This is a genomic window from Maricaulis sp. (assembly GCF_015665295.1).
Lineage (GTDB): Bacteria > Pseudomonadota > Alphaproteobacteria > Caulobacterales > Maricaulaceae > Maricaulis.
On the sequence record NZ_JADFAJ010000035.1, the window covers coordinates 1 to 23,870 of the forward strand.

At 62.5% G+C, this 23,870-nt stretch carries 26 protein-coding genes; 12 read left to right on the forward strand and 14 right to left on the reverse strand.

The annotated features are described in order from the left end of the window. From QZZ02_RS13475 to QZZ02_RS13495, 5 genes are all read left to right on the forward strand, one after another. Positions 1–236 (forward strand): 2-oxo acid dehydrogenase subunit E2 (locus tag QZZ02_RS13475; RefSeq protein WP_291845160.1); only part of this gene is annotated, 236 nt, incomplete at its 5' end. Between the two features lie 8 nt (positions 237–244). Continuing rightward, positions 245–706, forward strand: coding sequence for a hypothetical protein (locus tag QZZ02_RS13480; protein WP_291845162.1), 462 nt, complete (start codon positions 245–247; stop codon positions 704–706). Positions 707–856: 150 nt separating this feature from the next. After that, on the forward strand, positions 857–1,249 hold the full coding sequence (locus QZZ02_RS13485) for a hypothetical protein (RefSeq protein WP_291845165.1): 393 nt from the start codon (positions 857–859) through the stop codon (positions 1,247–1,249). A 99-nt stretch (positions 1,250–1,348) separates the two neighbouring features. Further along, a complete protein-coding gene (gene lpdA, locus QZZ02_RS13490; RefSeq protein ID WP_291845167.1) occupies positions 1,349–2,749 on the forward strand; it encodes a dihydrolipoyl dehydrogenase in 1,401 nt (466 codons plus the stop codon). A gap of 186 nt (positions 2,750–2,935) precedes the next feature. Then, positions 2,936–3,484: a GNAT family N-acetyltransferase gene (locus tag QZZ02_RS13495; RefSeq protein ID WP_291845168.1), complete on the forward strand. Its 549-nt coding sequence runs from the start codon at positions 2,936–2,938 to the stop codon at positions 3,482–3,484. 9 nt (positions 3,485–3,493) lie between these two features. Here QZZ02_RS13495 and QZZ02_RS13500 read toward each other — a convergent pair whose 3' ends face one another. The 4 genes from QZZ02_RS13500 to QZZ02_RS13515 all read right to left on the reverse strand — a co-directional run bounded on the left by QZZ02_RS13500 (position 3,494) and on the right by QZZ02_RS13515 (position 6,126). Next, entirely contained in the window at positions 3,494–3,793 is a 300-nt protein-coding gene (locus QZZ02_RS13500) for a transcriptional regulator (protein ID WP_291845170.1), read from the reverse strand. Between the two features lie 3 nt (positions 3,794–3,796). Further along, positions 3,797–4,408: a hypothetical protein gene (locus QZZ02_RS13505; RefSeq protein WP_291845171.1), complete on the reverse strand. Its 612-nt coding sequence runs from the start codon at positions 4,406–4,408 to the stop codon at positions 3,797–3,799. Positions 4,409–4,522: 114 nt separating this feature from the next. Next, entirely contained in the window at positions 4,523–5,458 is a 936-nt protein-coding gene (locus QZZ02_RS13510) for a tyrosine recombinase XerC (protein WP_291845173.1), read from the reverse strand. Beyond that, the gene (locus QZZ02_RS13515) at positions 5,440–6,126 is read right to left on the reverse strand and encodes a DUF484 family protein (RefSeq protein WP_291845175.1); all 687 of its coding nucleotides are present in this window, start codon (positions 6,124–6,126) and stop codon (positions 5,440–5,442) included. Before QZZ02_RS13515 ends, QZZ02_RS13510 begins: the two co-directional genes overlap by 19 nt. A gap of 140 nt (positions 6,127–6,266) precedes the next feature. On the opposite strand from QZZ02_RS13515, the gene QZZ02_RS13520 reads away from it, so the two are divergent. From QZZ02_RS13520 to QZZ02_RS13550, 7 genes are all read left to right on the forward strand, one after another. Further along, positions 6,267–8,432 (forward strand): primosomal protein N', encoded by a 2,166-nt coding sequence (locus QZZ02_RS13520; protein ID WP_291845176.1) that lies wholly within the window; start codon positions 6,267–6,269, stop codon positions 8,430–8,432. A gap of 24 nt (positions 8,433–8,456) precedes the next feature. Continuing rightward, on the forward strand, positions 8,457–9,248 hold the full coding sequence (locus QZZ02_RS13525) for a TerC family protein (RefSeq protein WP_291845177.1): 792 nt from the start codon (positions 8,457–8,459) through the stop codon (positions 9,246–9,248). A gap of 278 nt (positions 9,249–9,526) precedes the next feature. Then, entirely contained in the window at positions 9,527–10,066 is a 540-nt protein-coding gene (locus tag QZZ02_RS13530; RefSeq protein WP_291845178.1) for a F0F1 ATP synthase subunit delta, read from the forward strand. A gap of 4 nt (positions 10,067–10,070) precedes the next feature. Further along, a complete protein-coding gene (gene atpA, locus QZZ02_RS13535) occupies positions 10,071–11,603 on the forward strand; it encodes a F0F1 ATP synthase subunit alpha (protein WP_291845179.1) in 1,533 nt (510 codons plus the stop codon). A gap of 33 nt (positions 11,604–11,636) precedes the next feature. Continuing rightward, entirely contained in the window at positions 11,637–12,524 is an 888-nt protein-coding gene (locus QZZ02_RS13540) for a F0F1 ATP synthase subunit gamma (protein ID WP_291845180.1), read from the forward strand. Positions 12,525–12,541: 17 nt separating this feature from the next. After that, complete coding sequence (atpD, locus tag QZZ02_RS13545; protein ID WP_291845181.1) at positions 12,542–13,981, forward strand: F0F1 ATP synthase subunit beta; 1,440 nt, start codon at positions 12,542–12,544, stop codon at positions 13,979–13,981. A gap of 32 nt (positions 13,982–14,013) precedes the next feature. Then, positions 14,014–14,415, forward strand: coding sequence for a F0F1 ATP synthase subunit epsilon (locus QZZ02_RS13550; RefSeq protein WP_291845182.1), 402 nt, complete (start codon positions 14,014–14,016; stop codon positions 14,413–14,415). A 61-nt stretch (positions 14,416–14,476) separates the two neighbouring features. Here the strand turns inward: QZZ02_RS13550 and QZZ02_RS13555 are convergent, their stop codons facing one another. The 10 genes from QZZ02_RS13555 to obgE all read right to left on the reverse strand — a co-directional run bounded on the left by QZZ02_RS13555 (position 14,477) and on the right by obgE (position 23,836). Next, positions 14,477–14,980, reverse strand: a complete 504-nt coding sequence (locus QZZ02_RS13555; protein ID WP_291845184.1) for an RNA pyrophosphohydrolase — start codon at positions 14,978–14,980, stop codon at positions 14,477–14,479. Continuing rightward, a complete protein-coding gene (locus QZZ02_RS13560) occupies positions 14,980–16,326 on the reverse strand; it encodes a divergent polysaccharide deacetylase family protein (RefSeq protein ID WP_291845185.1) in 1,347 nt (448 codons plus the stop codon). The genes QZZ02_RS13555 and QZZ02_RS13560 overlap by 1 nt, the downstream gene beginning before the upstream one ends. A gap of 167 nt (positions 16,327–16,493) precedes the next feature. Continuing rightward, on the reverse strand, positions 16,494–17,807 hold the full coding sequence (locus QZZ02_RS13565; RefSeq protein WP_291845186.1) for a S41 family peptidase: 1,314 nt from the start codon (positions 17,805–17,807) through the stop codon (positions 16,494–16,496). A gap of 30 nt (positions 17,808–17,837) precedes the next feature. Beyond that, a complete protein-coding gene (locus QZZ02_RS13570) occupies positions 17,838–19,058 on the reverse strand; it encodes a peptidoglycan DD-metalloendopeptidase family protein (protein ID WP_291845188.1) in 1,221 nt (406 codons plus the stop codon). Between the two features lie 32 nt (positions 19,059–19,090). After that, a complete protein-coding gene (rlmH, locus tag QZZ02_RS13575; RefSeq protein WP_291845189.1) occupies positions 19,091–19,561 on the reverse strand; it encodes a 23S rRNA (pseudouridine(1915)-N(3))-methyltransferase RlmH in 471 nt (156 codons plus the stop codon). Further along, complete coding sequence (gene rsfS, locus QZZ02_RS13580; protein WP_366511542.1) at positions 19,562–19,993, reverse strand: ribosome silencing factor; 432 nt, start codon at positions 19,991–19,993, stop codon at positions 19,562–19,564. Positions 19,994–20,013: 20 nt separating this feature from the next. Further along, positions 20,014–21,018 carry an L-histidine N(alpha)-methyltransferase gene (egtD, locus tag QZZ02_RS13585; protein WP_291845191.1) on the reverse strand — a complete coding sequence of 335 codons (1,005 nt, stop codon included), beginning with the start codon at positions 21,016–21,018 and terminating at the stop codon, positions 20,014–20,016. 30 nt (positions 21,019–21,048) lie between these two features. Beyond that, the gene (locus QZZ02_RS13590; RefSeq protein ID WP_291845192.1) at positions 21,049–21,651 is read right to left on the reverse strand and encodes a nicotinate-nucleotide adenylyltransferase; all 603 of its coding nucleotides are present in this window, start codon (positions 21,649–21,651) and stop codon (positions 21,049–21,051) included. Further along, positions 21,648–22,775 carry a glutamate 5-kinase gene (gene proB, locus QZZ02_RS13595; RefSeq protein WP_291845193.1) on the reverse strand — a complete coding sequence of 376 codons (1,128 nt, stop codon included), beginning with the start codon at positions 22,773–22,775 and terminating at the stop codon, positions 21,648–21,650. Before proB ends, QZZ02_RS13590 begins: the two co-directional genes overlap by 4 nt. Then, positions 22,772–23,836 carry a GTPase ObgE gene (obgE, locus tag QZZ02_RS13600; RefSeq protein ID WP_291845194.1) on the reverse strand — a complete coding sequence of 355 codons (1,065 nt, stop codon included), beginning with the start codon at positions 23,834–23,836 and terminating at the stop codon, positions 22,772–22,774. The genes proB and obgE overlap by 4 nt, the downstream gene beginning before the upstream one ends. Between the last annotated feature and the right edge of the window lie 34 nt (positions 23,837–23,870).

Consider the following 23,870-nt stretch of genomic DNA (forward strand, 5'->3'; position numbering starts at 1 on the left):
TATACGGGTCCTTGATGTCGATGCCGATCCTGAATGCCCCGCAATCTGGCATTCTGGGCATGCACAAGATCCAGGAGCGACCGATGGCCGAAAACGGTCAGGTCGTTATCCGTCCGATGATGTATCTGGCCCTGTCCTATGATCACCGGATTGTCGACGGCAAGGAGGCGGTGACCTTCCTGGTCCGGGTTAAGGAAAACCTGGAAGACCCTCAGCGCATGCTGTTTGATCTCTAGGCAAGAGCGTGAATTTGGCTTGGGTCCGCTCCCTGACAATACTCTTGGCTGTTTTGCGAGGGGCCTATGGCCTGCGTTCTCCCATAGCAGGCATCCTGCACCGCATCGGTCTTGAAGGCGAGCTGGGCTATAGCGGGTCGACGACGCGCAGCATCGCGGAAACCGCAGCGGGATGGGAGCTGCTGACCATATTGGTACAGCTTGGCTATTTTCTGATCGCGTGGGCGTTGTGGAAACGGGCCGCCTGGCTGATCTGGTTGGCGATTGGCATTTATCTGGTCGATCAGGCGATCTGGATCACGTTCAGCCTCAGCCCTGGAGATGTCGCGGCGCATGGCCAGGATCGAATTGAAAGCGGGGTTGATCCCGATCTGACAGACTGGCTGCTGTTCCTGGTTGAGACCTTGATTGCGGCGAGCGCGCTCGCATTGGGAATACGCAACCAGGATCACAGCCGGGGCCGTGTTTAAGGTCCGCGCTGACAGAATTTGACGGACCGGTCTTGCCTCTCCATCCTCCGACAGAGTGGAGGCGCGTTTGATATGGGGCATGAGTTGCGCGGCAGAGCGGGTCTTGCGCTGGTCAGATGGTCCCTGGCGTTGATAATCGGATACTGGGCAGTGAACCAGCTTGGTTCAGCCTATGATGTGATCACCGTCAGCTTCGGTGACGCAATAGCCTCGGGCATTGATCCTACCCTGATCAACATTGTCGAAAGCATGGGGCCGCTCGGCGCGAGTTTGACCGTTGCCAATGCGCTGGCATATTCCGCTACGGTCGTTCTGCTCATCATGCGGGCAGCGGCAGCCCTGCCTGGTTTCGCCGCCGCACTGGTTTGCGACCTCACGGGCTGGGTGATGTACTCGACCCAGTCGACCTACGACTTCTGGGCGGCTTCCTCGCACCAGATCGACGATTGGGTGGCCAATGGCCTGCTTCTGGTCTGCCTGATCGGCCTGATCATCCTGCGCCAGGCCGGAGGACTGCCCCGGCGCCTCGGGAAATTGCGCTGATCAGCTGCGCCCGCAGGCAATTTGCCCCTTACCTTTGACCTTTCGCGGGGGCATATAGGGCCAAATGGCCGTCGCGGCGGCGAACAGAACGAGGCAAGCATGTCTGACACATATGATATCGTCATCATTGGCGGCGGTCCCGGCGGCTATAACTGTGCGATCCGCGCTGGTCAGCTCGGCCTCAAAACCGCATGCATCGAAATGCGCGGAACGCTCGGCGGAACTTGCCTCAATGTTGGCTGTATCCCCTCAAAGGCCCTTTTGCATGCGTCCGAGCTTTTCGAGGCGGCGAGCACGGAGTTCGCGGCGCTTGGCATTAAGACGGGGACTGTCGAGCTCGATCTGGATACGATGCTGGGCCAGAAGGACGAAGCCGTTGACGGCCTCACCAAGGGGATCGAGTTTCTCTTCAAGAAAAATGGCGTTGAATACATCACCGGCCGTGGCAGGATCGCCGGCGCCGGCAAGGTTGAAGTCACGACGGACGACGGGGTCACGACGCTTGAAACCCGAAACATCGTGATCGCAACGGGCTCGGAAGTCACGCCGTTACCCGGCGTAGAAATCGATGAAAAGCGGGTCGTGTCCTCGACCGGCGCATTGTCGCTCGAAAAAGTGCCGGGCAAGCTGGTTTTGATCGGTGCCGGTGTGATCGGCCTCGAGCTTGGTTCGGTCTGGCGCCGACTCGGAGCGCAAGTGACCGTCGTTGAGTATCTCGACCGCATCCTGCCGGGCATGGACAGCGAGCTGGCCAAGACCGCACAGCGGATTTTCACAAAGCAGGGCATGGATTTCCGGCTGGGCACAAAGGTCACCGGTGTGGACGCGTCAGGCGAGACACTTGCGGTAACACTCGAACCTGCCAAGGGCGGGGATGCCGAGACCATTGAGGCGGACACGGTACTGGTCTGCATCGGCCGCCGGCCGTTCACCGAGGGCCTGGGGCTTGAGACTGTCGGGATTGAAACCGACCAGCGTGGCTTCATTGCTCATGAGCACTACCGGACGTCCGCCGAGAATGTCTGGGTTGTCGGTGATTGCACGCATGGACCGATGCTCGCTCACAAGGCCGAAGACGAGGGTGTCGCCTGCGCCGAGCGTATTGCCGGCAAAGCCGGGCATGTGAATTACGGGGTCATTCCCGGCGTCGTCTATACCGCACCGGAGATCGCGTCGGTAGGCAAGACGGAAGACGAGTTGAAGGCTGAGGGCCGCAAATACAAGAAGGGCAAGTTCCCCTTCCAGGCCAATTCGCGAGCCCGGACCAGCCATGCCACCGATGGATTTGTGAAAATCCTAGCTGACGCAGAGACTGATGAAATCCTCGGTGCCCACATGGTCGGTGCCAATGTCGGCGAGATGATCAGCGAACTCTGCCTCGCCATGGAGTTCCGGGCCGCATCCGAGGACGTTGCGCGGACCTGTCATCCCCACCCGACCCTGACCGAGGCGATTCGCCAGGCGGCGATGGGTGTCGAAGGTTGGACGATGCAGTCCTGACGGCCGCAACGCTTGCTGGATGGATTGTCACGACCGCGTCGCATTCAATTGCGATCAACGTGGTAGAATGGTGATGTGAAGCGCTGAGTCGCGGCCCGCTTGGGTGCACGCCTTGTGGTGGCGTGAGCTTGCTTCACTGTCCACCGAAACAGGTGTTTTGTCGTTTAGGTCATGGATTACACGCTGATGCCGAAGCCGATCGAAATCGTTTCGCCGCGCCTGCGGCTGGTTGCGCTCAATGCCGAACTGGCCGTGCTGCAGGTGGAAGACCGGCTCGGGTTTTTCCGTGCGCTGGGGGTCGAGCCCGAGCCGTCCTGGCCACCGGAACTGATGGACAAGACGACACTTGAATGGACGCGCGATCAACTTGTCTCGCATCCGGCAGACACCGGTTGGTATTCCTGGATCTATATATCTCCGGTCATGAATCGTTTGCTGGGCACAGGCGGGTTCAAGGGTGCTCCGGACGCGGCGGGTGCGGTCGAGATCGGGTATTCCATGCTGCTATCCTACCGCGAGCAGGGGCTGGCGACCGAAGGCGTTGTGGCGCTTCTGGATTGGGCTTATACGCACGAGCGCGTGAAGTCGGTTCTGGCGCACACGCGCGACGACCGTGACGCGTCTCATCGGGTGCTCGAGAAAGCCGGTTTCGTGCAGGGTGAAACCCGCTATGATCCCGAAGAAGGCTTCAACGTCGTCGCCTGGCACCATGCGCCGAGTCGGCAGGCCGCCTGACGAAAACCATCAAGGCTTGAGCAGGCTGCGAAGCTGATCAAGATAAGCCAGCCACGCATTCCGGCCCTCCGTCGTCAGGGCGGCCCGCGTTTGTGGTTTGCGGTCGACAAACCTTTTGTCGATCCGGATATAGCCGGCTTCCTCCAGCTTTCGCAGATGGACCGACAGATTGCCGTCAGTGGCGCCGGTTTGCGACTTTATTTCGCCGAATGTTGCGTCCCGGGTCGCTGACAGATACGCCATGATGGCCAGCCGCAATTTGCCGTGAATGACGTCATCCAGCGAGTTTGCGTCGAATGTGTCTGGCATTCATCAGGCCTCCGTCGCCGGTTCTCCGCGCAGTAGCACGATGCCTGGAATAATGGCCAGAACCGCGACAGCGACCGCTGCGAACAGGTATATCCCTGTTGTGCCTACAAGCGTCAGGCCGGCTCCGCTCGCGACCCATGCCAGAACGGCCATGGCCTGCATCCAGCGGGCGCCGCCCAGTTGGGCGCTGACATGAAAGGAGAGCCCGTAACCAGCGAAGGCAACCAGCGGGATCGTGTCGAACAGCAACAGGCTGCCCCGGCCCAGGCCCATCGCAACAACTGCGCCGATTGCATAGGCGGCCACCATCCAGGTCACGCCACGCCAGGCGGCAGATTCGCCGCGATTGTTGACGGCTCCCGCACCTGGTTTGCCTTGCAGGCTGCGTCCCAGCAGGCTCGACCCCACCATGCCGATAATCCCGTAGGCCATCCAGACCAGGCCGACCAGGTGAGCCGGTATTCCGACAAGCCCGGTCAAAATGGCCCAATGTGCAAGCAGGGCCGGGGCTGCCAGGCCGCCCCACCAGATAAAAAAGCGGCCACTTAGTGACGGGGCGTGCAGCCCGCTCGCTGCTACATCGCGCAAAAATTCCAAATCAGATCTGTCACCCATTTATTGCCTCCCGAGTGCTTTATAAAGCAAAGTAATTGAGCGGAGTCGGTGTTGCAAGTGGCGGGCGGTGACCAATTGGCGAATTGATCGGATCGGGGGCGTTGAGCGAGCCGGTCAGCGCCGTCGGGCGCGGGGATGGGCACTGTCATAGATTGCCATCAGCCGCGCGCCTTCCACATCGGCATAAATCTGCGTGGTCGAAAGGCTGGCGTGGCCGAGCAGTTCCTGGATCGCGCGCAGATCGCCGCCGTGAGCAAGAAGGTGGGTGGCGAAGGCGTGACGCAAGGCGTGCGGCGTTGCTGTTTCCGCCAGTCCAAGCCGGCCGCGAAGATTCTGCATGAGTGACTGGATCGCCCGGGGTCCAAGCGCGCCGCCCCGTGTACCTCGAAACAGCGCCTGCTCTGGCTCAAGCGGGTATGGGCTCAAGCGGACATATCGCTCGACAGCGTCCGACACGGCTGGCAACACCGGCACGATCCGCGTCTTGTTGCCCTTGCCTGTGATGCGCAAGCTCTCGCCGAGCGGCAGGTCTCGGCCTGTCAGGCTGAGGGATTCCGAGATACGCAGGCCGCAGCCATAGAGCAGGAGCAGGACGGCAGTGTCGCGGGCTGCGATCCAGTCCGGCGCGCCGTGCTGGCTGGTCTCCGCCACCAGATCACGTGCCGCCTGCTCGCTGACCGGTTTCGGCGCGGTTCGGCCCAGCTTGGGACTTTCGACAAGCGACAGTGCCGGGTTGTCGAGTGCCCAACGTCGTTTCGCATAGGCGAAAAATGTCCGGATTGCTGACAGCGATCGCGCCAGGGAGCGCGGCGCCAGCCCGGCGCGGCGGCGCGAGGCCATGTAAGCGCGAAAGTCGCGCGTGCGAAGTCCGGCCAGGTCCACGAGCGAAGGCGGCGCTCCGAGGTGGTCCAGGAGAAAGCCGCCGAACGCATCAAGATCGCGCTGATAGGCATCAAGCGTGCGTGGTGACAGTCGTCGTTCGCCCGAGAGATGGTCGAGGAAGACGGCCAGCGCCTGGTCCCAGTTCGTGGTCAGCTCTGATGAAGCCATTGCACCACCATGCGTTCAACCGCCCGGGCCAGGAAATTCAACAATTCTGTGCCCTGTCCGGCCTGAAAGAGTTGCGCATCGCGCGTGGCCAGCGCCATCAGCCCGTCATGGCCGCCAAAATCCAGCCGGACGATGGCCTGCGAGCTGACCCGTGCACCCTGCTGGCCATAGAGGGCGTGGGCGTTTGCGGGATTGATCGGTCCAAGCAACTCCACGTGGTCGCCCAGCACGTCGCCGACAAATCCTTCCGCAGCACCGAGAATGGATTCGGCTGATTTCAGCGGCGCATGCCCTTCAATGAGTACCCGGCAAACGTCGATGCCGAGCGCCCCGGTAAGACGGCCCGAAATCTTCTTGTCCAGCCCGGCAAGTGAATCGACTTCCAGCAGGGCCAGAACGGCCATGTGGATCTGGGACTGGATGGCAAGGTTGGCGCGGGCCGTCTCGACGATCGATGCGTTCAGCGATCTGAGCTGGCGGATTTCGTCGCGGAGCTTGTCGCGCGCGGCAGCTCCGAGATCAATCGCACCGTCTGTCCGGCCTGATTCGACAACGAGCGAGAACAACTCGGCATCCTCGCGGACGAAATCGGGATTGGACACGAGAAAGTCGCGGATCAGGTCGGTATCCGGTAGGTCTTCGCCGCCAGCATGTTCTCGATCGGACATCTCGATTGTCTCCCTCGTCGCGAAGGCCCACTCTTGGCCCATTCGGTTTACGATATGCAAACCGTCGGGACAGGCAGGCAGTCGGCTCGCTATACCCGACGCCTGCCACATCCCATTTGCCGTCGCGGGAGGCGTGCTGCGTGACACAGGCGAGTCAGTATCGCGTTTCCATCCTCTTTCCGCTGCCTTTGCCGGAGCCCTTCGATTATCTGGTGCCAGGCGATATCGACCTGCAGCCCGGCGATCACGTGCTGGCACCGCTCGGCAAGCGCACAGCCCGTGGCGTTGTCTGGAAGGTGTCGCCAGGGTCGGGTGATCGCAAGCTCAAGCAAATTGAGGGAGCCGCCGGTGGTGCACCCCTGCCAGAAGGAACAAGGCGCTTTGTCGACTGGCTCGCGCGCTATCTCGTCCAATCACCCGGCATCGTGCTCCGCTCGGTCCTGCGTTCCAGTGAAGCGCTGAAGCCGTCTCCCACCGATTCAGTCTACCGTCGCGGCGAGGGTCAACCCGATCGCATGACCGAAGCGCGAGAGCGCGTGCTGGACGCTGCAGAGGCGCTCGGCGAAGCCAGCGCTGCCGAACTGGCGCGCGAAGCGGGTGTGACAGCTTCGGTTGTAAAGGGATTGGCGCGCGTGGGCGCTCTGACAGAGCATGTCAGATTGGTTGATCCGCCTTTCGATGCTCCCGATCCCGAAGGCGAGGGGCTGACCCTCACGCCCATGCAGGCAGAAGCTGCTGGCGTTCTCCGGCGGCTGGTCCGCGCCGGGGGGTTTCAGGCTGCCCTCCTCGACGGTGTGACCGGTTCCGGCAAGACGGAGGTCTATTTTGAGGCAATCGCCGAAATCCTGCGCCGGGAGCCGGATGCCCAGATTCTCATCATGCTGCCGGAGATCGCGCTGACCGAGGCCGTCCTGTCCCGATTCAAGGCACGCTTCGGCACCGAGCCGGCGCTCTGGCATTCCGGAGCCGGACCGAAGGTGCGGCGGCGAACCTGGCGGGAGGTTGCCGAGGGGCGGGCACGCATCGTTGTCGGGGCACGATCCGCGCTGTTTCTGCCGTTTCCTGCCCTGCGCATGATCATCGTCGATGAAGAACATGATCCGACCTACAAACAGGATGAGGGCTTGCCTTATCAGGGCCGCGACATCGCTGTTGTCAGGGCCAAGCTTGAGGGTGCGATGGTCGTGCTGGCGTCGGCGACCCCGTCGCTCGAAAGCCTGTCCAACGCGCAGGCCGGTCGCTATGTCCATGTCCGCCTCGCCGCCCGTCCGGGAACGGCGATCCTGCCGGAAGTCGGCACCATTGACCTGCGCGAAACCCCGGCCGAGAAGGGTCGCTGGATGTCACCGCCGCTCATAGAGGCTGTGCGCGAGACACTGGAGCGCGGTGAACAATGCCTCCTCTATCTCAACCGGCGCGGCTATGCGCCCCTCGTCCTGTGTCGCAGTTGTGGCCACCGGATGGTGTCGCCGGACACCCAGTCCTACCTGGTCGAGCACCGTTATACCGGCCGCCTCGTCTGCCATGTCACCGGCTTTTCGATGCCCAAGCCGACGCATTGTCCCGCCTGCAATGCCGAGGACAGTCTGACCTCGATCGGGCCGGGCGTCGAGCGCGTGGCCGAGGAGGCCAAATCGACCTTTCCCGAGGCCCGGGTGGAAATCTATTCGTCGGACAGCAAATCCGGAGCCGAGCTTGTCGCCCGCATGGAACGGGGCGAGATTGACATTCTCGTCGGCACCCAGATCGCGGCAAAGGGGCACAATTTCCCCGGGCTGACCCTGGTTGGTGTGATCGATGCTGATCTGGGACTTGCCGGCGGCGATCCCAGGGCTGGCGAACGGACCTTCCAGACGCTGGTCCAGGTCGCCGGGCGTGCCGGCCGGGCAGACCGGCCCGGGCGTGCCCTGCTCCAGACCCACCAGCCCGAGCACGACGCGATACAGGCTCTGATCGCAGGGGATCGCGACGCCTTTCTCGACATGGAATTCATGGTCCGGGAATCGCTCGGCCTGCCGCCTTTCGGGCGGCTTGCGGCGATCGGCTTTATGTCAATGAATGTCGAGACCCTCGACAGGGTCGCCAATGACTATGCGGCCCTCGCTCCAAACTCCGAAGGCGTCGAGATCTGGGGTCCCGCCGAACCACCCCGTGCCTTGATCAGGGGGTGGCATCGTCGCCGCATCCTGGTGCGGGCCGACAAGGAAATCGACATTTCCGCCTATTTGAGGGCGTGGACCAAACGGGTGAAGACACCCCCCTCGGTGCGGGTTTCAATCGATGTCGAACCCTATAGTTTCATCTGATCCCTGGCTCGAGGCTCGACCGCCATGCTTGAATTTCTGACTTCGCCGGCCGTCTGGATGTCGCTCTTGACGCTGACCTTTCTGGAGGTGGTGCTGGGCGTCGACAATGTGGTCTTCGTCTCAGTCGCGTCGCAGAAGCTGGCCAAGCACCAGCAGACCCGCGGTCGCGATATCGGAATCTGGTCCGGCGCGGCGATGCGGGTTGTCCTGCTGTTTGGCCTTGTCTGGCTAACAGGGCTGACCCACGCGACGCTCTTCACCATTCCCGAATTCCTGCACGGTCTTGCTGATCCGCACCATCCCGACCAGCTTATTGATGTGACGCTGGAGGATCTGATCCTGCTTCTGGGCGGTCTTTTCCTGCTCTGGAAGGGCACCATGGAAATTCACGACACGATTGAGGGGCATGATGAGGCGAGGGCAGGCGGAAAAGTGTCCGGGTTTGTGGCTGTCATCATCCAGATGTCTGTGATTAATCTGGTCTTCTCGCTGGATTCTGTCCTGACGGCGGTCGGCATGACGCGCGATCTGGGCGGGGATGATGGTGCGGCCGTGCGGCTGTTCGTCATGGTCACGGCCGTTCTCATTTCAACCGCCATCATGGTCGCTTCGGCACGGCGGGTTGCGGAATTCCTGGAGCGCTATGCCACCGCCAAGATGTTGGCGCTGAGCTTCATCCTGCTGGTCGGCGTCGCGCTGATTGCCGACGGCCTCGGCTTCCACATTCCGCGCGGCTATCTCTACTTCGCCATCGCCTTCTCCCTGCTGGTCGAAGTGCTGAACATCATGGCACGGAAGCGGCGGAGGAAGGCCTGAGCCGGACCGCGGCAGGAATTTGCAGGGCGGTTTGTTTGACTGACCGCTCCCGCAACCGATCAAGAAACCTTCCGTGAGCTGAATCGCCCGGTGTGAGTGGCTTGCTGCCCGCTGCCCCCTGTGCTATCGCAGCGCCGAACCCAAGGGGCTTGCGGTGCAACGCGGTAGGCCTTGTTTTTTATGTAGTTGAAAATCAAGCGCTTATGTCGGTCCCGGCAAATTGATGAGCGCTGATCCAGCAAGAGAGTGACGTCACGGTGAAGACCGGCGAAGACGCCATGACAGCCGACGCCGCAGGCCGCTATGCGACTGCGCTGTTTGAGCTGGCGAAATCCGAGGGTGCTGCGGACGCGGTAGAGGCTGACCTTTCGGCCTTTCGCGCCATGCTCGACGAGTCCGTCGAGCTTGTCGGGGTGCTTGCCTCGCCGCTGTATTCAGTCGAGGCCAAGTCCGGCGTTCTCGCCGCCCTGGCAAATAAAGCTGAGTTCAACACGCTGACCGCCAATGCATTTGGGGTTGCCGCGAGCAATGGCCGCGCTGGACAGCTTGGCACGGTGGCGCGGGTCTACGCGGCGCTCGCCGCTGCCGACCGCGGCGTGGTCACCGCCGATGTGCAGACCGCTGCGGCGTTGACCAAGAAACAGGTCGAGGCTCTTGCAGCCTCGCTGAAAAGTGCCTTCGGGCGCGAAATCGAGGTGCGTACGGAAGTACGGCCTGAATTGATGGGCGGACTGATCGTGAAGGTCGGTTCCCGCATGTTCGACTCCTCCCTCCGCACCAAGCTGGATGGGATGAAGACCGCGATGAAAGAGGCCTAGGTCCATGGACATCCGTGCCGCAGAGATTTCTGCGATCCTCAAGGATCAAATCAAGAATTTCGGCGCCGAAGCGAAAGTTTCGGACGTCGGTAGCGTTCTGTCCGTTGGTGACGGTATCGCTCGTGTCTATGGCCTCGATGAGGTGAAGGCCGGTGAGCTCGTTGAGTTCCCGGGCGGCATCAAGGGCATGGCCCTGAACCTCGAGCGCGACAATGTTGGTTGCGTGATCTTCGGCGATGACCGGGGGATCAAGGAAGGCGACACTGTCAAGCGTCTCGGCTCGATTGTGGACACCTCTGTCGGCAAGGGGCTTCTGGGCCGCGTCGTTGACGGTCTTGGCGAGCCGATCGACGGCAAGGGGCCGCTCAAGGATGTTGCCGAGCGTCGCCGCGTCGACGTCAAGGCACCGGGCATCATCCCGCGCAAATCCGTGCACGAGCCGATGGCCACGGGCATCAAGGCCATTGACGCTATGATCCCGGTTGGCCGCGGTCAGCGCGAGCTGATCATCGGTGACCGTCAGACCGGCAAGACCGCGATCGCTCTGGACACCATCCTCAACCAGAAAGCCATCAACGAAGGCGATGACGAGAGCGCCAAGCTCTACTGCATTTATGTCGCCGTCGGCCAGAAGCGTTCCACGGTCGCCCAGATCGTGAAAACGCTCGAGGAAAACGGCGCACTGGATTACACCATCATCGTCGCCGCGACGGCGTCGGACCCGGCTCCGATGCAGTTCCTGGCACCGTTCACTGCCTGTGCCATGGCTGAGTACTTCCGTGACAACGGCATGCACGCGCTGATCGTTTATGATGATCTGTCCAAGCAGGCCGTTGCCTACCGCCAGATGTCGCTGCTTCTGCGCCGTCCGCCGGGCCGCGAAGCCTATCCGGGTGACGTCTTCTATCTTCACTCCCGCCTGCTCGAGCGCGCCGCGAAGCTCAATGAAGCCAACGGTTCGGGTTCCATGACGGCGCTGCCGATCATTGAAACCCAGGCGAACGACGTGTCGGCCTACATTCCGACCAATGTGATCTCGATCACCGACGGCCAGATCTTCCTGGAAACCGACCTGTTCTACCAGGGCATCCGCCCGGCCGTGAACGTCGGCCTGTCGGTGTCGCGCGTGGGTTCTGCCGCCCAGACCAAGGCGATGAAGCAGGTTGCCGGCAAAATGAAGGGCGAACTGGCCCAGTACCGCGAAATGGCGGCCTTTGCCCAGTTCGGTTCAGACCTCGACGCCGCGACCCAGCGCCTGCTGAACCGGGGTCAGCGCCTGACCGAGCTCCTCAAGCAGCCGCAATTCTCGCCGCTCTCGATGGAAGAGCAGGTCTGCGTGATTTACGCCGGTACGCGTGGCTATCTGGACAAGCTGCCGACGGTGGATGTCCAGCGCTATGAAGCGGATCTCCTGCGTCACCTGCACGGCGAGCATGCTGCGCTTCTGACCTCGATCCGCACCGAGAAGAAGCTGACCGACGACAGCGAAGGCAAGCTGAAGACGGCGCTCGCCAAGTTCACCGAACACTTCGCGTGAGCCTGATCGGGATCAACCGTCGAGGAGAGCCTGATGGCGAGCCTTAAGGACCTTAAAAACCGGATCGACAGCGTCAAGTCGACGCAGAAGATCACGAAGGCGATGCAGATGGTCGCCGCTGCCAAACTGCGCCGTGCGCAGGAAGCTGCGGAAGCCGCGCGCCCCTATGCCCAGCGCATGGCGGCCGTGATGGCGAATCTTTCGACCGCCATGTCGGGTACGCCGGGGGCTTCACCGCTCCTGGTCGGTACCGGCAAGTCTGACGCCTATCTGCTGGTTGTCATGACCGCTGATCGCGGCCTGTGCGGTGGCTTCAACACGAATATCGTGAAGAAGGCCCGCGAGCGCGTCACCGCGCTCAAGGCCGAAGGCAAGGACGTCAAGATTATCTGCGTTGGCAAGAAAGGCGCTGATCAGCTCAAGCGCAACTTCGCCTCGTTGATCGTCGACAAGATGGACCTGTCCGCCGAGAAGACGATCTCCGGCGCCACTGCGGCCCGGATTGGCGACAAGATTCGTCTCATGTTCGAAAATGGCGAGTTCGATGTTTGCGAACTCGTCTCGGCCGAATTTGTCTCGGTCATTTCCCAGAAACCGCGAGCCAAAGTCCTCATCCCGGCGATTGACGCCATTGATGAAGGTGTGGAGCGTCCCGATCTGGGCGGTGCCGTCTATGATGCTGAGCCGGATGAGGAGACCATCCTCAACGTGCTGCTGCCGCGTTATGCCGACACGGTCATCCTGTCTGCCCTGCTGGAAAATGTTGCTGGCGAAATGGGCGCGAAGATGGCTGCGATGGACAATGCCACGCGCAATGCCGGCGAACTGATCGACAAACTCAACCTTGTTTATAACCGCACGCGTCAGGCGCAGATCACCACGGAGTTGACCGAAATCATCTCCGGCGCCGAGGCCCTCTAGGCAGAGGAACATCCGCTATGAGTAAATCCCAAGGCCGCATCGTCCAGATTACGGGCGCTGTTGTTGACGTTGAATTCGACGGCATCCTGCCGGACATCCTCAACGCGCTTGAAACCACCAATGATGGCAAGACGCTGACGCTCGAGGTTGCCCAGCACCTCGGCGAGAACACCGTCCGCACCATCGCCATGGACGCCACCGAGGGCCTGCAGCGCGGTATCGCGGTGACGGACACGGGTGGCCCGATCATGGTTCCTGTCGGTCCGGGTACGCTCGGCCGCATCATGAGCGTCACCGGTCAGCCGATTGATGAGGCTGGCGATGTGCCGCATACGATGAAGGCGCCGATCCACCGCGCAGCTCCGTCCTTCGACGAGCAGGCTACGGAAGCCGAGATCCTGCCGACCGGCATCAAGGTCGTCGACCTGCTCTGCCCCTACGCGAAGGGCGGCAAGATCGGCCTGTTCGGCGGCGCCGGTGTTGGCAAGACCGTTCTGATCCAGGAACTGATCAACAACATCGCCAAGCTGTTTGGTGGTTACTCGGTCTTCGCCGGTGTCGGCGAGCGGACCCGTGAAGGTAACGACCTGTACTGGGAAATGATCGAGTCCGGGGTGAACAAGGATCCGAAAGAGCATGACGGCTCGACGGAAGGTTCGCGTTGCGCCCTGGTCTTCGGCCAGATGAACGAGCCTCCGGGTGCCCGTGCCCGCGTCGCCCTGTCCGGCCTCGCCCAGGCGGAATATTTCCGTGATGAAGAGGGCAAGGACGTTCTCTTCTTCGTCGACAATATCTTCCGCTTCACCCAGGCTGGTTCCGAACTCTCCGCCCTTCTGGGTCGGATCCCGTCCGCCGTGGGTTACCAGCCGACCCTCGCCACCGACATGGGTGCGCTGCAGGAACGCATCACTTCGACCAACAAGGGTTCGATCACCTCGGTGCAGGCCGTTTACGTGCCGGCCGATGACATGACCGACCCGGCCCCGGCCACGACCTTCGCCCACCTCGATGCGACCACGGTTCTCAACCGTGCGATCTCGGAAAAGGGCATCTATCCGGCCGTTGACCCGCTCGACTCCACCTCGCGTATCCTTGAGCCGCGCATCGTGGGCGACGAGCACTACGCCACCGCGCGTCGCGTTCAGGAAATCCTTCAGCGCTACAAGGCCCTGCAGGACATCATCGCAATCCTCGGCATGGACGAGCTGTCGGAGGAGGACAAGCTGACCGTGGCCCGCGCCCGCAAGGTCGAGCGCTTCCTGTCGCAGCCGTTCGACGTCGCTGAAATCTTCACCGGCTTCCCGGGCATCCAGGTGCCGGTGGCCGACACGGTGAAGGGCTTCAAGGCGATCTGCGACGGTGAGTATGACCACCTTCCGGAAGCGGCGTTCTACATGGTTGGCACCATTGAAGACGCTGTGAAGAAGGCCGAGAAACTGGCTGCGGAAGCTGCGTAACGCAGCTTCCGGCCTAGCCCGGAGGTAGCCTGATGGCTGACAAACTCCATTTTGATCTCGTCTCTCCGGAGCGCCGCCTGTTCGCTGGCGATGTCGACCAGGTCGTCGTGCCAGGCGAAGAGGGTGATTTCGGCGTACTGCCGAACCACGCCCCTTTCATGTCCGTCATCCGCGCCGGTGCGATCACGGTCATTGATGGCGGCACGGAAACCCGGACCTTCATCCATGGCGGTTTCGCCGAGGTGACACCGGCCGGCCTGACCATTCTCGCTGAGGAAGCAATCGCGGTGGCCGATATCGACGCTGCCAAACTCTCACAGGACCTGGCCGATGCCCGTGAGGACGTCACTGCTGCCAAATCCGACGAGGAGCGCGAGCAAGCTTCGGTTCTGGTGGCCAAGTATGAGGCGATGCAGGCTGTGGTCGCCCACTAGGGCTGCTCGACAGCGCAGCGTGAAGACAAGGCCGCTTCCTTCGGGAGGCGGCCTTTCTCATTCAGGCGATGGTGAAGGACGAAAAAGCAGACGCCACGCGTTCATACACGTCCCGTTTCCAGGGGATGATCAGGTCCGGAATTTCGTTCAGCTCGCCCCAGCGCCAGTCATCGAACTCGACCTCGGCATGAGCCTGCAGATTGATGTCACCGTCTGATCCGACAAAACGGAAGGCGAACCAGCGCTGCTTCTGTCCAAGATGGCGCTTCTTGTGGAAGCGGGGATCTTCGCGCACTTCCGGCGGATAGTCGTAAGCGAGCCAGCCATCGATCTCGCCGAGATAGCTGACGGAATGCGGACCGATACCTGTCTCTTCCTCCAGCTCTCTAAGAGCGGCGGCCCGAGCATCTTCGCCGCTGTCGATCCCGCCCTGCGGGAGTTGCCAGTTCCACGGGCCGGGCGTGCTGTCGCGTCGTCCGAGCCAGACCTGTCCCTTCGAATTGAACAGGGCGATCCCGACATTTGCGCGATGGTGCGGGAAAGGGTCTGGAGGGCTCGCAGACATCAATGACCACTGGCGGCGGGTGTTTCGTGCCCACTGCCCGCGCTGGCAGCCTCATTGGGATCGTGGGCCCAGCGGTGGTCGGCCGATGCGCTCTCGTCGTGCGGCAGTGCCGCTTCAGCCTCTGCTGCAAGCCGGGCTTCAAGGCGTCGCCGCGCCATGACAGCGGAGGGTGGTGCGAGCGCATAGCCGCGCAGGTCCAGGCTGATCGCCCAGTCCCGGATCTGTTCGACTGTCGCAGGGTAGGCGAATCCGGTTCCCAAGGCAGACCCGTTCTGGATTGCCAGGGCCTCCAGGGCCAGCAGGCGCTCATCAATGGCATCCGGCGACAGATCCTCGTCCAGGATACGATCCGCCACGGCGTACTCGATATCGGTAGCGTTTGCAGCGGCCTCAATCGTGGAACGACGGCCGGCGCCATCATGGAGGAAGGCGACACCGCGGTCCTCGAGTGTTCCGAAAACCTGACGCATGGCGCCCTGCGAGGCAGAGAAGCGCGCGCCGAGATAGTTTGTCACACCGAAATAGCCGGAGGCTCGACTCATCACCCAGGCAAGGCGACGGCTATTCTCTTCTGCCGTTCCGTCCGCGAGCAGCGTATGCGGTCCGGGGTCGTTGTTGGGATAGTCAAAGGGCTCCATCGGAGCCTCGATCAGTACCTCATGGCCTGCCGCCCGCGCGCGATCGATCCAGCCCTGCAAATCACGGGTATAGACAGCGAAGCTCAGTGCAACTTCCGGAGGCAATTCATTGATCGCCGCCTCGGTGACAGCCGAGTTCAAGCCCATGCCGCCGATCACAACCGCGATGGTCGGGGCACCCGGATCGCCGTGATAGGGGCGGGCATAGGCGCGTGAGGGACGCATGCCGTTCCCGGCAATGACCGGGAGAGGGCCGCCGGGACCGGGCTCGGTCAGCCCGGCGATCGGTGCAGGTGGCAGCGCATTCGGATTGGCACCCAACGCGGAATCAGCTGCATGCCTTACTTCGGCATCAGCTGGGTCCGAACCGTGCGTTGCGACTGTGGAGCCATCCGCCGAAGCCGTTGTGCCGGCACTGAAACCGTCCCGAACACCGGCCAGACTGACTTCCGTCTCGCCCTCGGTATCGAGGAACCGGATTGGCGCGCCATGCTCGGCCGCATCTGCTCGCATGTCGTGACTGGTCAATTCGACAGCAGGTGCCGGTTCAACGCCTCCAATGGCGCGTGGCAGCGCAATCTCGCCATCCCCGAATACCGCGATCCCCGCAACAGTGAGGCTGAGGACGCCAGCGGCAGCGAGGCCGGCGAACAGCGGCGCGCGCAATGTCAGGAGCGGCTTGGCGTGGCGGAGAATGGCGGTCGACATGGCGGCGGCACAAGGCTGGTTGTTGCGTCAGGTGAGAACCGGATTGGTCCTCGGGTCATCGGCCAATGTGCCTGTGTGGCCTGTAAGAAACGGTTAACGGCGGCAGGCTGGTGCTTGCCGCCGTCAAAGTCTTGATTCGGTGAGATCCGCCGACCCCGGAGCGTCTGTCAGGGGCGAAGGGAGGCCTGCTGCGTTTCCATGGCGGCATTGAGAATCTCGACGGCACGGTGCAGCTGGAAATCCTCGTCTTCAGGCCAGTCGACGGGAGGCTGCTCGACCGCGGCAATGTCGGTGCCTTCGCGCTCGTCACCATTCTCATTCGCCAGGGCACCGTCCAGATCGGCTTCCGAGCCGATTTGCGGCGCGTCCGTCTCCTCGTCGTCATTGAGTGCCCAAGCCGAAATCTGCTGATCGGGAATAATGCCTGTTGCCTGGATGGAGCGGCCGGCCGGGGTGTAGTAACGGCCGGTCGTCAGGCGCAGCGCGCCATCGCGGCCACCCCGAAGCGGGATAATGGTCTGGATCGAGCCCTTGCCGAAGCTTGTCATGCCGATCAGCTCGGCGCGTTCGCGATCCTGAAGTGCACCGGCGACGATTTCGGCGGCGCTGGCGGTTCCTTCATTGATCAGGATGACGATGGGAGCGCCGTTCAGGCGGTCGCCCGGGCGGGCATTATAGCGCTGGGTGTCCCGCGGGTCGCGCGTGCGGGTCGACACGACTTCGCCGCCGTCCAGGAAGACATCGGTCACACCAATAGCCTGATCCAGCAGGCCACCCGGATTGAAACGCATATCAAGGATGAGACCTGGCAGGTCGGTACCGAATTCGTCGCGCAGCTCGGTCAGCCCTTCATGTACCATCTCGGTCGTGCGCTCGTTGAAGCCAGCGATACGCATATAGGGGAGACCGTTTTCGATACGGGTTGCCACAGTACGCAGCGGGATGGTGTCGCGGACGAGAGTGACGTCAAACGGATCATCATCGTCGCGGGAAATCGTGATGGTCACAGGGTCGCCAACGGCACCGCGCATCAGTGCGACGGCCTCGTCGACGGAAATGCCGACAATCGCATCCCCATCGACAGCGACGATACGGTCATTGGTTCGCAGGCCGGCGCGTTCGGCCGGGGTGTCTGAAATCGGGGAAACAATGGTGATGAACTGGTCGCGCCGCACCACTTCCATCCCCAGTCCGCCATACTCACCACGCGTGGTTACACGCAAATCCTCGTAGGCGTCGGGACCGTGATAGGCGGAGTGCGGATCGAGTGAGGAGAGCATGCCTTCGATGGCCGCTTCGATGAGCTCGGCCTGGTCGGTGTCGGAAACATAGTCCGCCTCGATCCGGCTGAGGACGTCGCCGAAGAGCTCGATCTGCCGGAAACTGGCCGACCGGTCTTCCTGGGCTCCTTCTGCAGACACTGCGATGGCCACAGCGCCGACAGCAAATGCCACCATTGAAGCGAAGACATTGATACGCATGCAATCTCGCGTCCTTTGAGCGCGACGGGTCTAGCCCTGCTGCGACCGGGTCCGGAACCAGGGCCCGGGATCGATCGCATCGTCATTCCGTCTCAGCTCCAGATACAAGTCTGGTGCCGTTTGGGTATTCTCGGACATCGCGCCGACGGGTTCCCCGGCGAGTACGCTCTGACCGACGCTGGCATAGGTTACGGACATGCCTGCCAGTACGACATAGTAGCCATCGCCAACATTGAGTATCAAGAGGCCGCCGTATGTGTTGAACGGTCCGGCAAACTCGATGCGGCCATCGAATGGTGACACTACCTGCGCCCGCGGTCTGGTCCGAATGAAAATTCCTTCAGATGCTGTGCCATCTTCGGCCACATCGCCGAATGTCCGGACAATCTCCCCTGAGGCCGGCATGCGCAGCCGTCCCCGCGCATCCGCAAAACGCAGGGTTTCGAGCGGCGCATTCGGCACACGGGCCGCCACCAGGTCGCGGGGCGGCCGTGGCCGGGGTCCCGGAACGCTTGTCTCTGCCGGGATCCGACGCGGACTGAGCGTCGGCATGACTTGTGCCATGCGGCTGAGCTCACCGATCAGGGACCGGATCGATCGGGCCCGTTGCCCGGCTGAACTCGAGGCCTCAAGATAGGAAACCGCCTCATTGCGGCGTCGCGCCTCGAGCGCCCGCCGTTCCGCAATCAGGACTTCGAGCTCCAGTCGTTGGGTCGAGAGGGCCTGCTCTGCAGTGGACAAGGATGTTTGCTGGGCTTCAATCGCGGCACGGACCTCACGCAATTGTGTCAGCTGAATCGCGATCTGGTCGGCGCGTTCGCGCAAAGCCGGCGCGACTTCCGCCATAAGCGAGGCTGCCCTTGCTGCTTCTGCCGCATCATTTGGTGCCGTGAGTACGGCGGGCGGTGTTTGGCTTTCGATGCGCTGAATGGCCGCAAGAATATCGATCAGTGTCTCGCGGTCCGCGATCAACCGGTCCAGCAGACCGGCCTCCTCGCGCGCGAGTTGGGCAAGCTCGGCCTCCGCAATGAGAGCTGCGTTCTCGCTCGCGCCGACACGCTCGCCCAGGTCGACCAGCTGCCGCTGCATCAGCGCGACTTCGTTGGCCAGTTGTTCGGCCTGTCGGCGGGCTGCCGCGGCGCGTGCTGCGCCTTCACGTTCCTCCTGTTCCAGGCGAGCGGCCTCGTCCGCGTCAGGTGGAGACGTCGGCTGGGTCTGAGACAGAAGCAGGGCAGCGAAAATGCTCAGCATGGCAGGGAGGTTAGACCTCGGGCGGTTGGCGCTCAATCACGATGGTAGGGCGTTCCCGCCAGGATCGAGATGGCGCGATATAACTGCTCGGCCAACATGACGCGGACCAGCTTGTGCGGAAAGACGGCCGGGCCGAAGGCGAGCATCAGATCGGGCTGCGGCAATTGCGAGCGGTCGTGTCCGTCGGCGCCGCCGATGCAGAACACGGCTTCGCGACACCCTTCGTCGCGCCAGAGACCGATCTGGGTCGCCAGCTGGCGTGAGCTGAGGGCCTTGCCGCGCTCGTCGAGCAGGATGATCCGGGCGCCGCCTTCGAGGCTGGCGGCCAGCGCCCGGCTCTCCTCACCGGCCGATCTGAGCGCTCGGTTGTCAATCTCGGACTCGACACACGGCCCGAGGCCGATCGCGCGGCCCGTTGCCGAGCCGCGTTCCAGATAATCGTCAACGAGGATACGTTCCGGACCGGTCTTGATCCGGCTCAGGGCGGCGATGCGCAGCTTCACCTAGGACGCTGACGCGTCCGGTTCGACCGACCACATCTTTTCCAGATTGTAAAATTCACGCACTTCCGGCCGGAAGAGGTGGACGATGACATCGCCCATGTCGATCAGGACCCAGTCATTGGTCTGGGTGCCTTCAATCCGGGCCTTGCCGCATCCGGCATCCTTCATCTTTCGCACAAGATGGTCGGCCAGCGAGGCGACATGCCTTGCTGAACGACCAGATGCGATGATCATGATGTCGGTGATGGATGACTTCCCACGCAGGTCGATGGCAACGACGTCTTCCGCCTTGTCGTCATCGAGCGAGTCGAGAATCAGGGTTTCCAGGGCCTCAACAGGGCCGTCATCGCCGGTGACGCGAACGGCGGATGCCGTTTCCTGCTCAGCGCGGCGCGATAATTCCGTAGACAGGGTCAGTGTCCTCTCTGTCATCCAAACACCGCGAAGCTATATCATGCTTTTGATGTTGGTTCGAGCCAGTGCAGCGAGAACAGATCAGCGGCATCGGACCAGCTGTGTAGCACGTCGAAACCCACTGATTCTGCTAGGGAAGTGAAGCTGTTCGGGGTGAATTTATGCGAGTTTTCGGTATGGATGCTCTCACCCTCGCGCAGTTCGAATTCCCGGCCGGCAACTTCGAACCGCTGATCGGCATCGGCGTGAAGATGCATCTCGATCCTGTTGAATTCCGGGTTCCAGACCGCCCGGTGGGATAACTCATCAGCCTCGATCGTTCCGCCAAGCTCGCGATTGATCCGTTCGACAAGATTGAGATTGAAGCGGGCGGTGACGCCTTGCGCATCATCATATGCTGCGACGAGGGTCGCCGGGTCCTTGACCCGATCCGCGCCGATCAGAACGGCGTCACCGGGACGCATGGCCCGACGGAATCCGTCCAACAGGTCACGCGCGGCCGCTGGCTCGAAATTGCCGATCGTGGATCCTGGAAAGAAGATAATGCGACGTCCGCTCTCCAGCGGCAGATGGCTGAGATCAAGGCCCTGGGTAAAATCCGCACAGATAGCTCCGACCTGAAGCTTCGGATAGTCCGCTGCAATCTCCTGGCAGGCAGCTTCCAGATGCTCGCCGGAAATATCGAGACCGACATAGGCGGCGGGCTCGGCAAGGGCATCGAGCAACTTGCGAATTTTCACGCTGGAGCCTGACCCGGGTTCAATCACCACCGCGCCGGGACCAGCCAGGCCGGACAGCTCCGGTCCGATCCGGTCAAGGATAGCGAGCTCGGTCCGCGTGACATAATACTCCGGCAGTTCGGTGATTTCGTCGAAGATCGCCGAGCCGGCGGCGTCGTAGAAATAAACAGGTGTGAGCTGTTTGGGGCTTCGCGAAAAACCGTCCAGTACGTCTGCCAGGAAATCCCCGGCGGGCGGATGCTGGTCGTCATAGAAGGCGAGTGCGGCGTGGGCACTCGGGCGGCCGGATACCCGGTCGTGCATGGGACTGTCCTGTCTGCGTCGGCTGGAAGATCAGTGGCGCGCGCGCAGCGCTGTCGAGGAATGAGAGTGTAACCTCTCAGTCAGATAGGTCCATGCCGGAGCTGATTGCAGGGGCAGTGAGGCGGCTTCACTCTCACGAATGCGTGATGTCGCAAACTGGCAGGCGGCCCGTGACAAGCGAGCCCGTACAGCATCCTGGGGCCGCGCGATGACCGCTACCGGGACGGTCTGGAATATCTCGGGCCAGTGAGCCCAGTGGTGAATGCTGGCAAGATTGTCGGCCCCCATCAGCCAGACAAAGTGCACGCCTGGGTGCCGCGTCTTGAAATGGTGCAGCAGGTCAATCGTTCGAGTGGTCCCCAAACGCGTTTCGATGTCGCTCACATGCATGCCGGGCCGGTCGGCAAGTTCCTGGACGGCTCGGAAGCGGCGCTCGAAATCGCCGGCGGGTTGAGCCTTGAGCGGATTCTGCGGTGAAACAAGCCACCATACCTGATCCAGCCCCAGCCGGCGCAGGGCCGTCCTTGCGACGTGAAGATGACCGGCATGGGGCGGATCGAAACTGCCGCCGAACAAGCCGATGCGCATGCCGCGGCCCAGCCTGCCTCCCCGCAAGGCGCCGCGCCGGCTCATCCCTCCGGGTCCGCGGCTGCGACCGGCACGATGTCATCGGTATGGATCAGGGCTGCGGAGCGGCGATAGCCCAGTCGCGCCTCCGCCTCGTCGCTGCGGCATCCCGCAACACGGCGGGCATCGTCCGCGCTGTAGGCTGATACGCCACGCGCTATGAGGCTCCCGTCGGCGGCGAGAATCCGGATCGTTTCGCCGCGCTCGAATTGGCCTTCCACCGCTTGGACCCCGACCGGCAGAAGGGATTTCCCGTTCGCCAGGGCGCGTCGGGCACCGTCATCGATCCGAATGGCCCCATTGCGGCTCACGACACCGGAGATCCAGCGCTCTCGGGCGTTTGCGGAGCTCCTGGCAGGATGGAACCAGGAGCCGTGATCGGACCGTTCAAGGCTGAGGACGGGGTTGGTAGCCGTACCTAGCGCGATCGCTGTTGCGCAGCCAGACCCGCCAGCCAGCTCGGCGGCCAGGATTTTGGTGCGCATGCCTCCGGTACCGACACCGGCGGCCGAGTTGGCCTCTCCGGCCATGGCGTGGATCGCCGCATCGATGGCTGCAATATCATGCAGGGGCCGGGCGCTGGTTGTCGTCCGTGGATCGGCATCATGGAGCGCAGCAACATCACTGAGCAGGACCAACAGGTCAGCACCGGTTAGTTGAGCCACGCGGGCCGCCAGGCGGTCATTGTCGCCATAGCGAATTTCGTCGGTGGCGATTGTGTCATTCTCATTGACTATGGGGACGGCCCCCAGCTCCAGCAGGGTCTCCAGTGTGGCGCGGGCATTGAGCCAGCTGCGGCGGCTCTCGGTCACGTCCAGTGTCAGCAGGGCCTGGGCTGTAACAATGCCATGCGGCGCGAAGGCGCGCGCCCACAGGTCGAGCAGCCGCGGCTGACCGGCGGCGGCTGCGGCTTGTTTCTGTTCCAGGCTTAGGCTTCCGCGCGGCAGGCCGAGACGCTCACGTCCAAGCGCTACCGCTCCGGACGATACGAGTGTCACCCGAACGCCGCGAGAACGCAGGACAACAATATCGGCAACAATCGCGGCGATCACCGCATCGCCCGCCTGGAGGAGGCTCGACCCGGCCTTGACCACGACGCAGCGCGCAGTGTCGAAGCCCGTTCGGATCATGACGGCGTCCAGCCCTCCTCACCGTTTTCGGCGGCCAGCTCTGCTTCGATTTCCGCCTTCTCAGCGCGCCGTGTCTCGAGCACGATCTCCCAGGCGGCGCCGCACAATTCCCTGACGCCGTCGCCGGACACGCCCGACAGCGTCATGACGGTCTTGCCACTCGCGGCTTCCAGTTCGGCGACCTTTTCGGCGACCATATCGGCACTGAGGGCATCGATCTTGTTGAGCGCCAGGATTTCCCGCTTGTCCGGAAGGCCGTCGCCATAGGCCTCCAGTTCGCCTCGCACGGTGTGATAGGCGTCCGCGACATTGTCCTGTGTGCCATCGACCAGATGGATCAAGGAAGCGCAGCGCTCGATATGGCCGAGGAAGCGGTCGCCAATGCCGGCGCCTTCATGGGCGCCTTCAATGAGGCCGGGAATGTCGGCGACAATGAAGCGCGAGCTCGGACCGAGATCGACGACACCAAGATTGGGATAGAGCGTGGTGAAGGGATAGGCGGCAATTTTCGGGTTGGCGCGGCTGACGACAGACAGGAAGGTTGACTTGCCGGCATTGGGCAGGCCGACCAGGCCGACATCGGCGATCAGTTTGAGGCGTAGCCAGATCCAGCGCTCCTCGCCGGGCCAGCCGGGAATGGTCTTGCGCGGGGCCTGGTTGGTGGACGTCTTGAAATGGGAGTTGCCCTTGCCGCCATCGCCGCCGCGCGCCAGCAGGACGCGCTGCCCGATCTCGGTCAGGTCAGCGAGCACTTCTTCCTTGTCTTCGTCGAGGATCTGCGTGCCGGCCGGAACCTGCAGCACAACGTCCTCGCCGCTGGCGCCGGTCCTGTTGCGGCCCATGCCGTGCATGCCGGTATCGGCTTTGAAGTGCTGCTTGTAGCGGTAGTCGATGAGCGTATTGAGTCCCTCGACCGCCTCAATCCAGACGTCGCCGCCCTTGCCGCCATCGCCACCATCGGGGCCGCCATATTCGACATAGGCCTCGCGCCGGAACGACACGCAGCCTCCGCCACCATTCCCGGAGCGGACATAGACTTTGGCTTGGTCGAGAAATTTCATTGCGGCGTGTTCCTGGTCAATCTGTTTCGGCTAT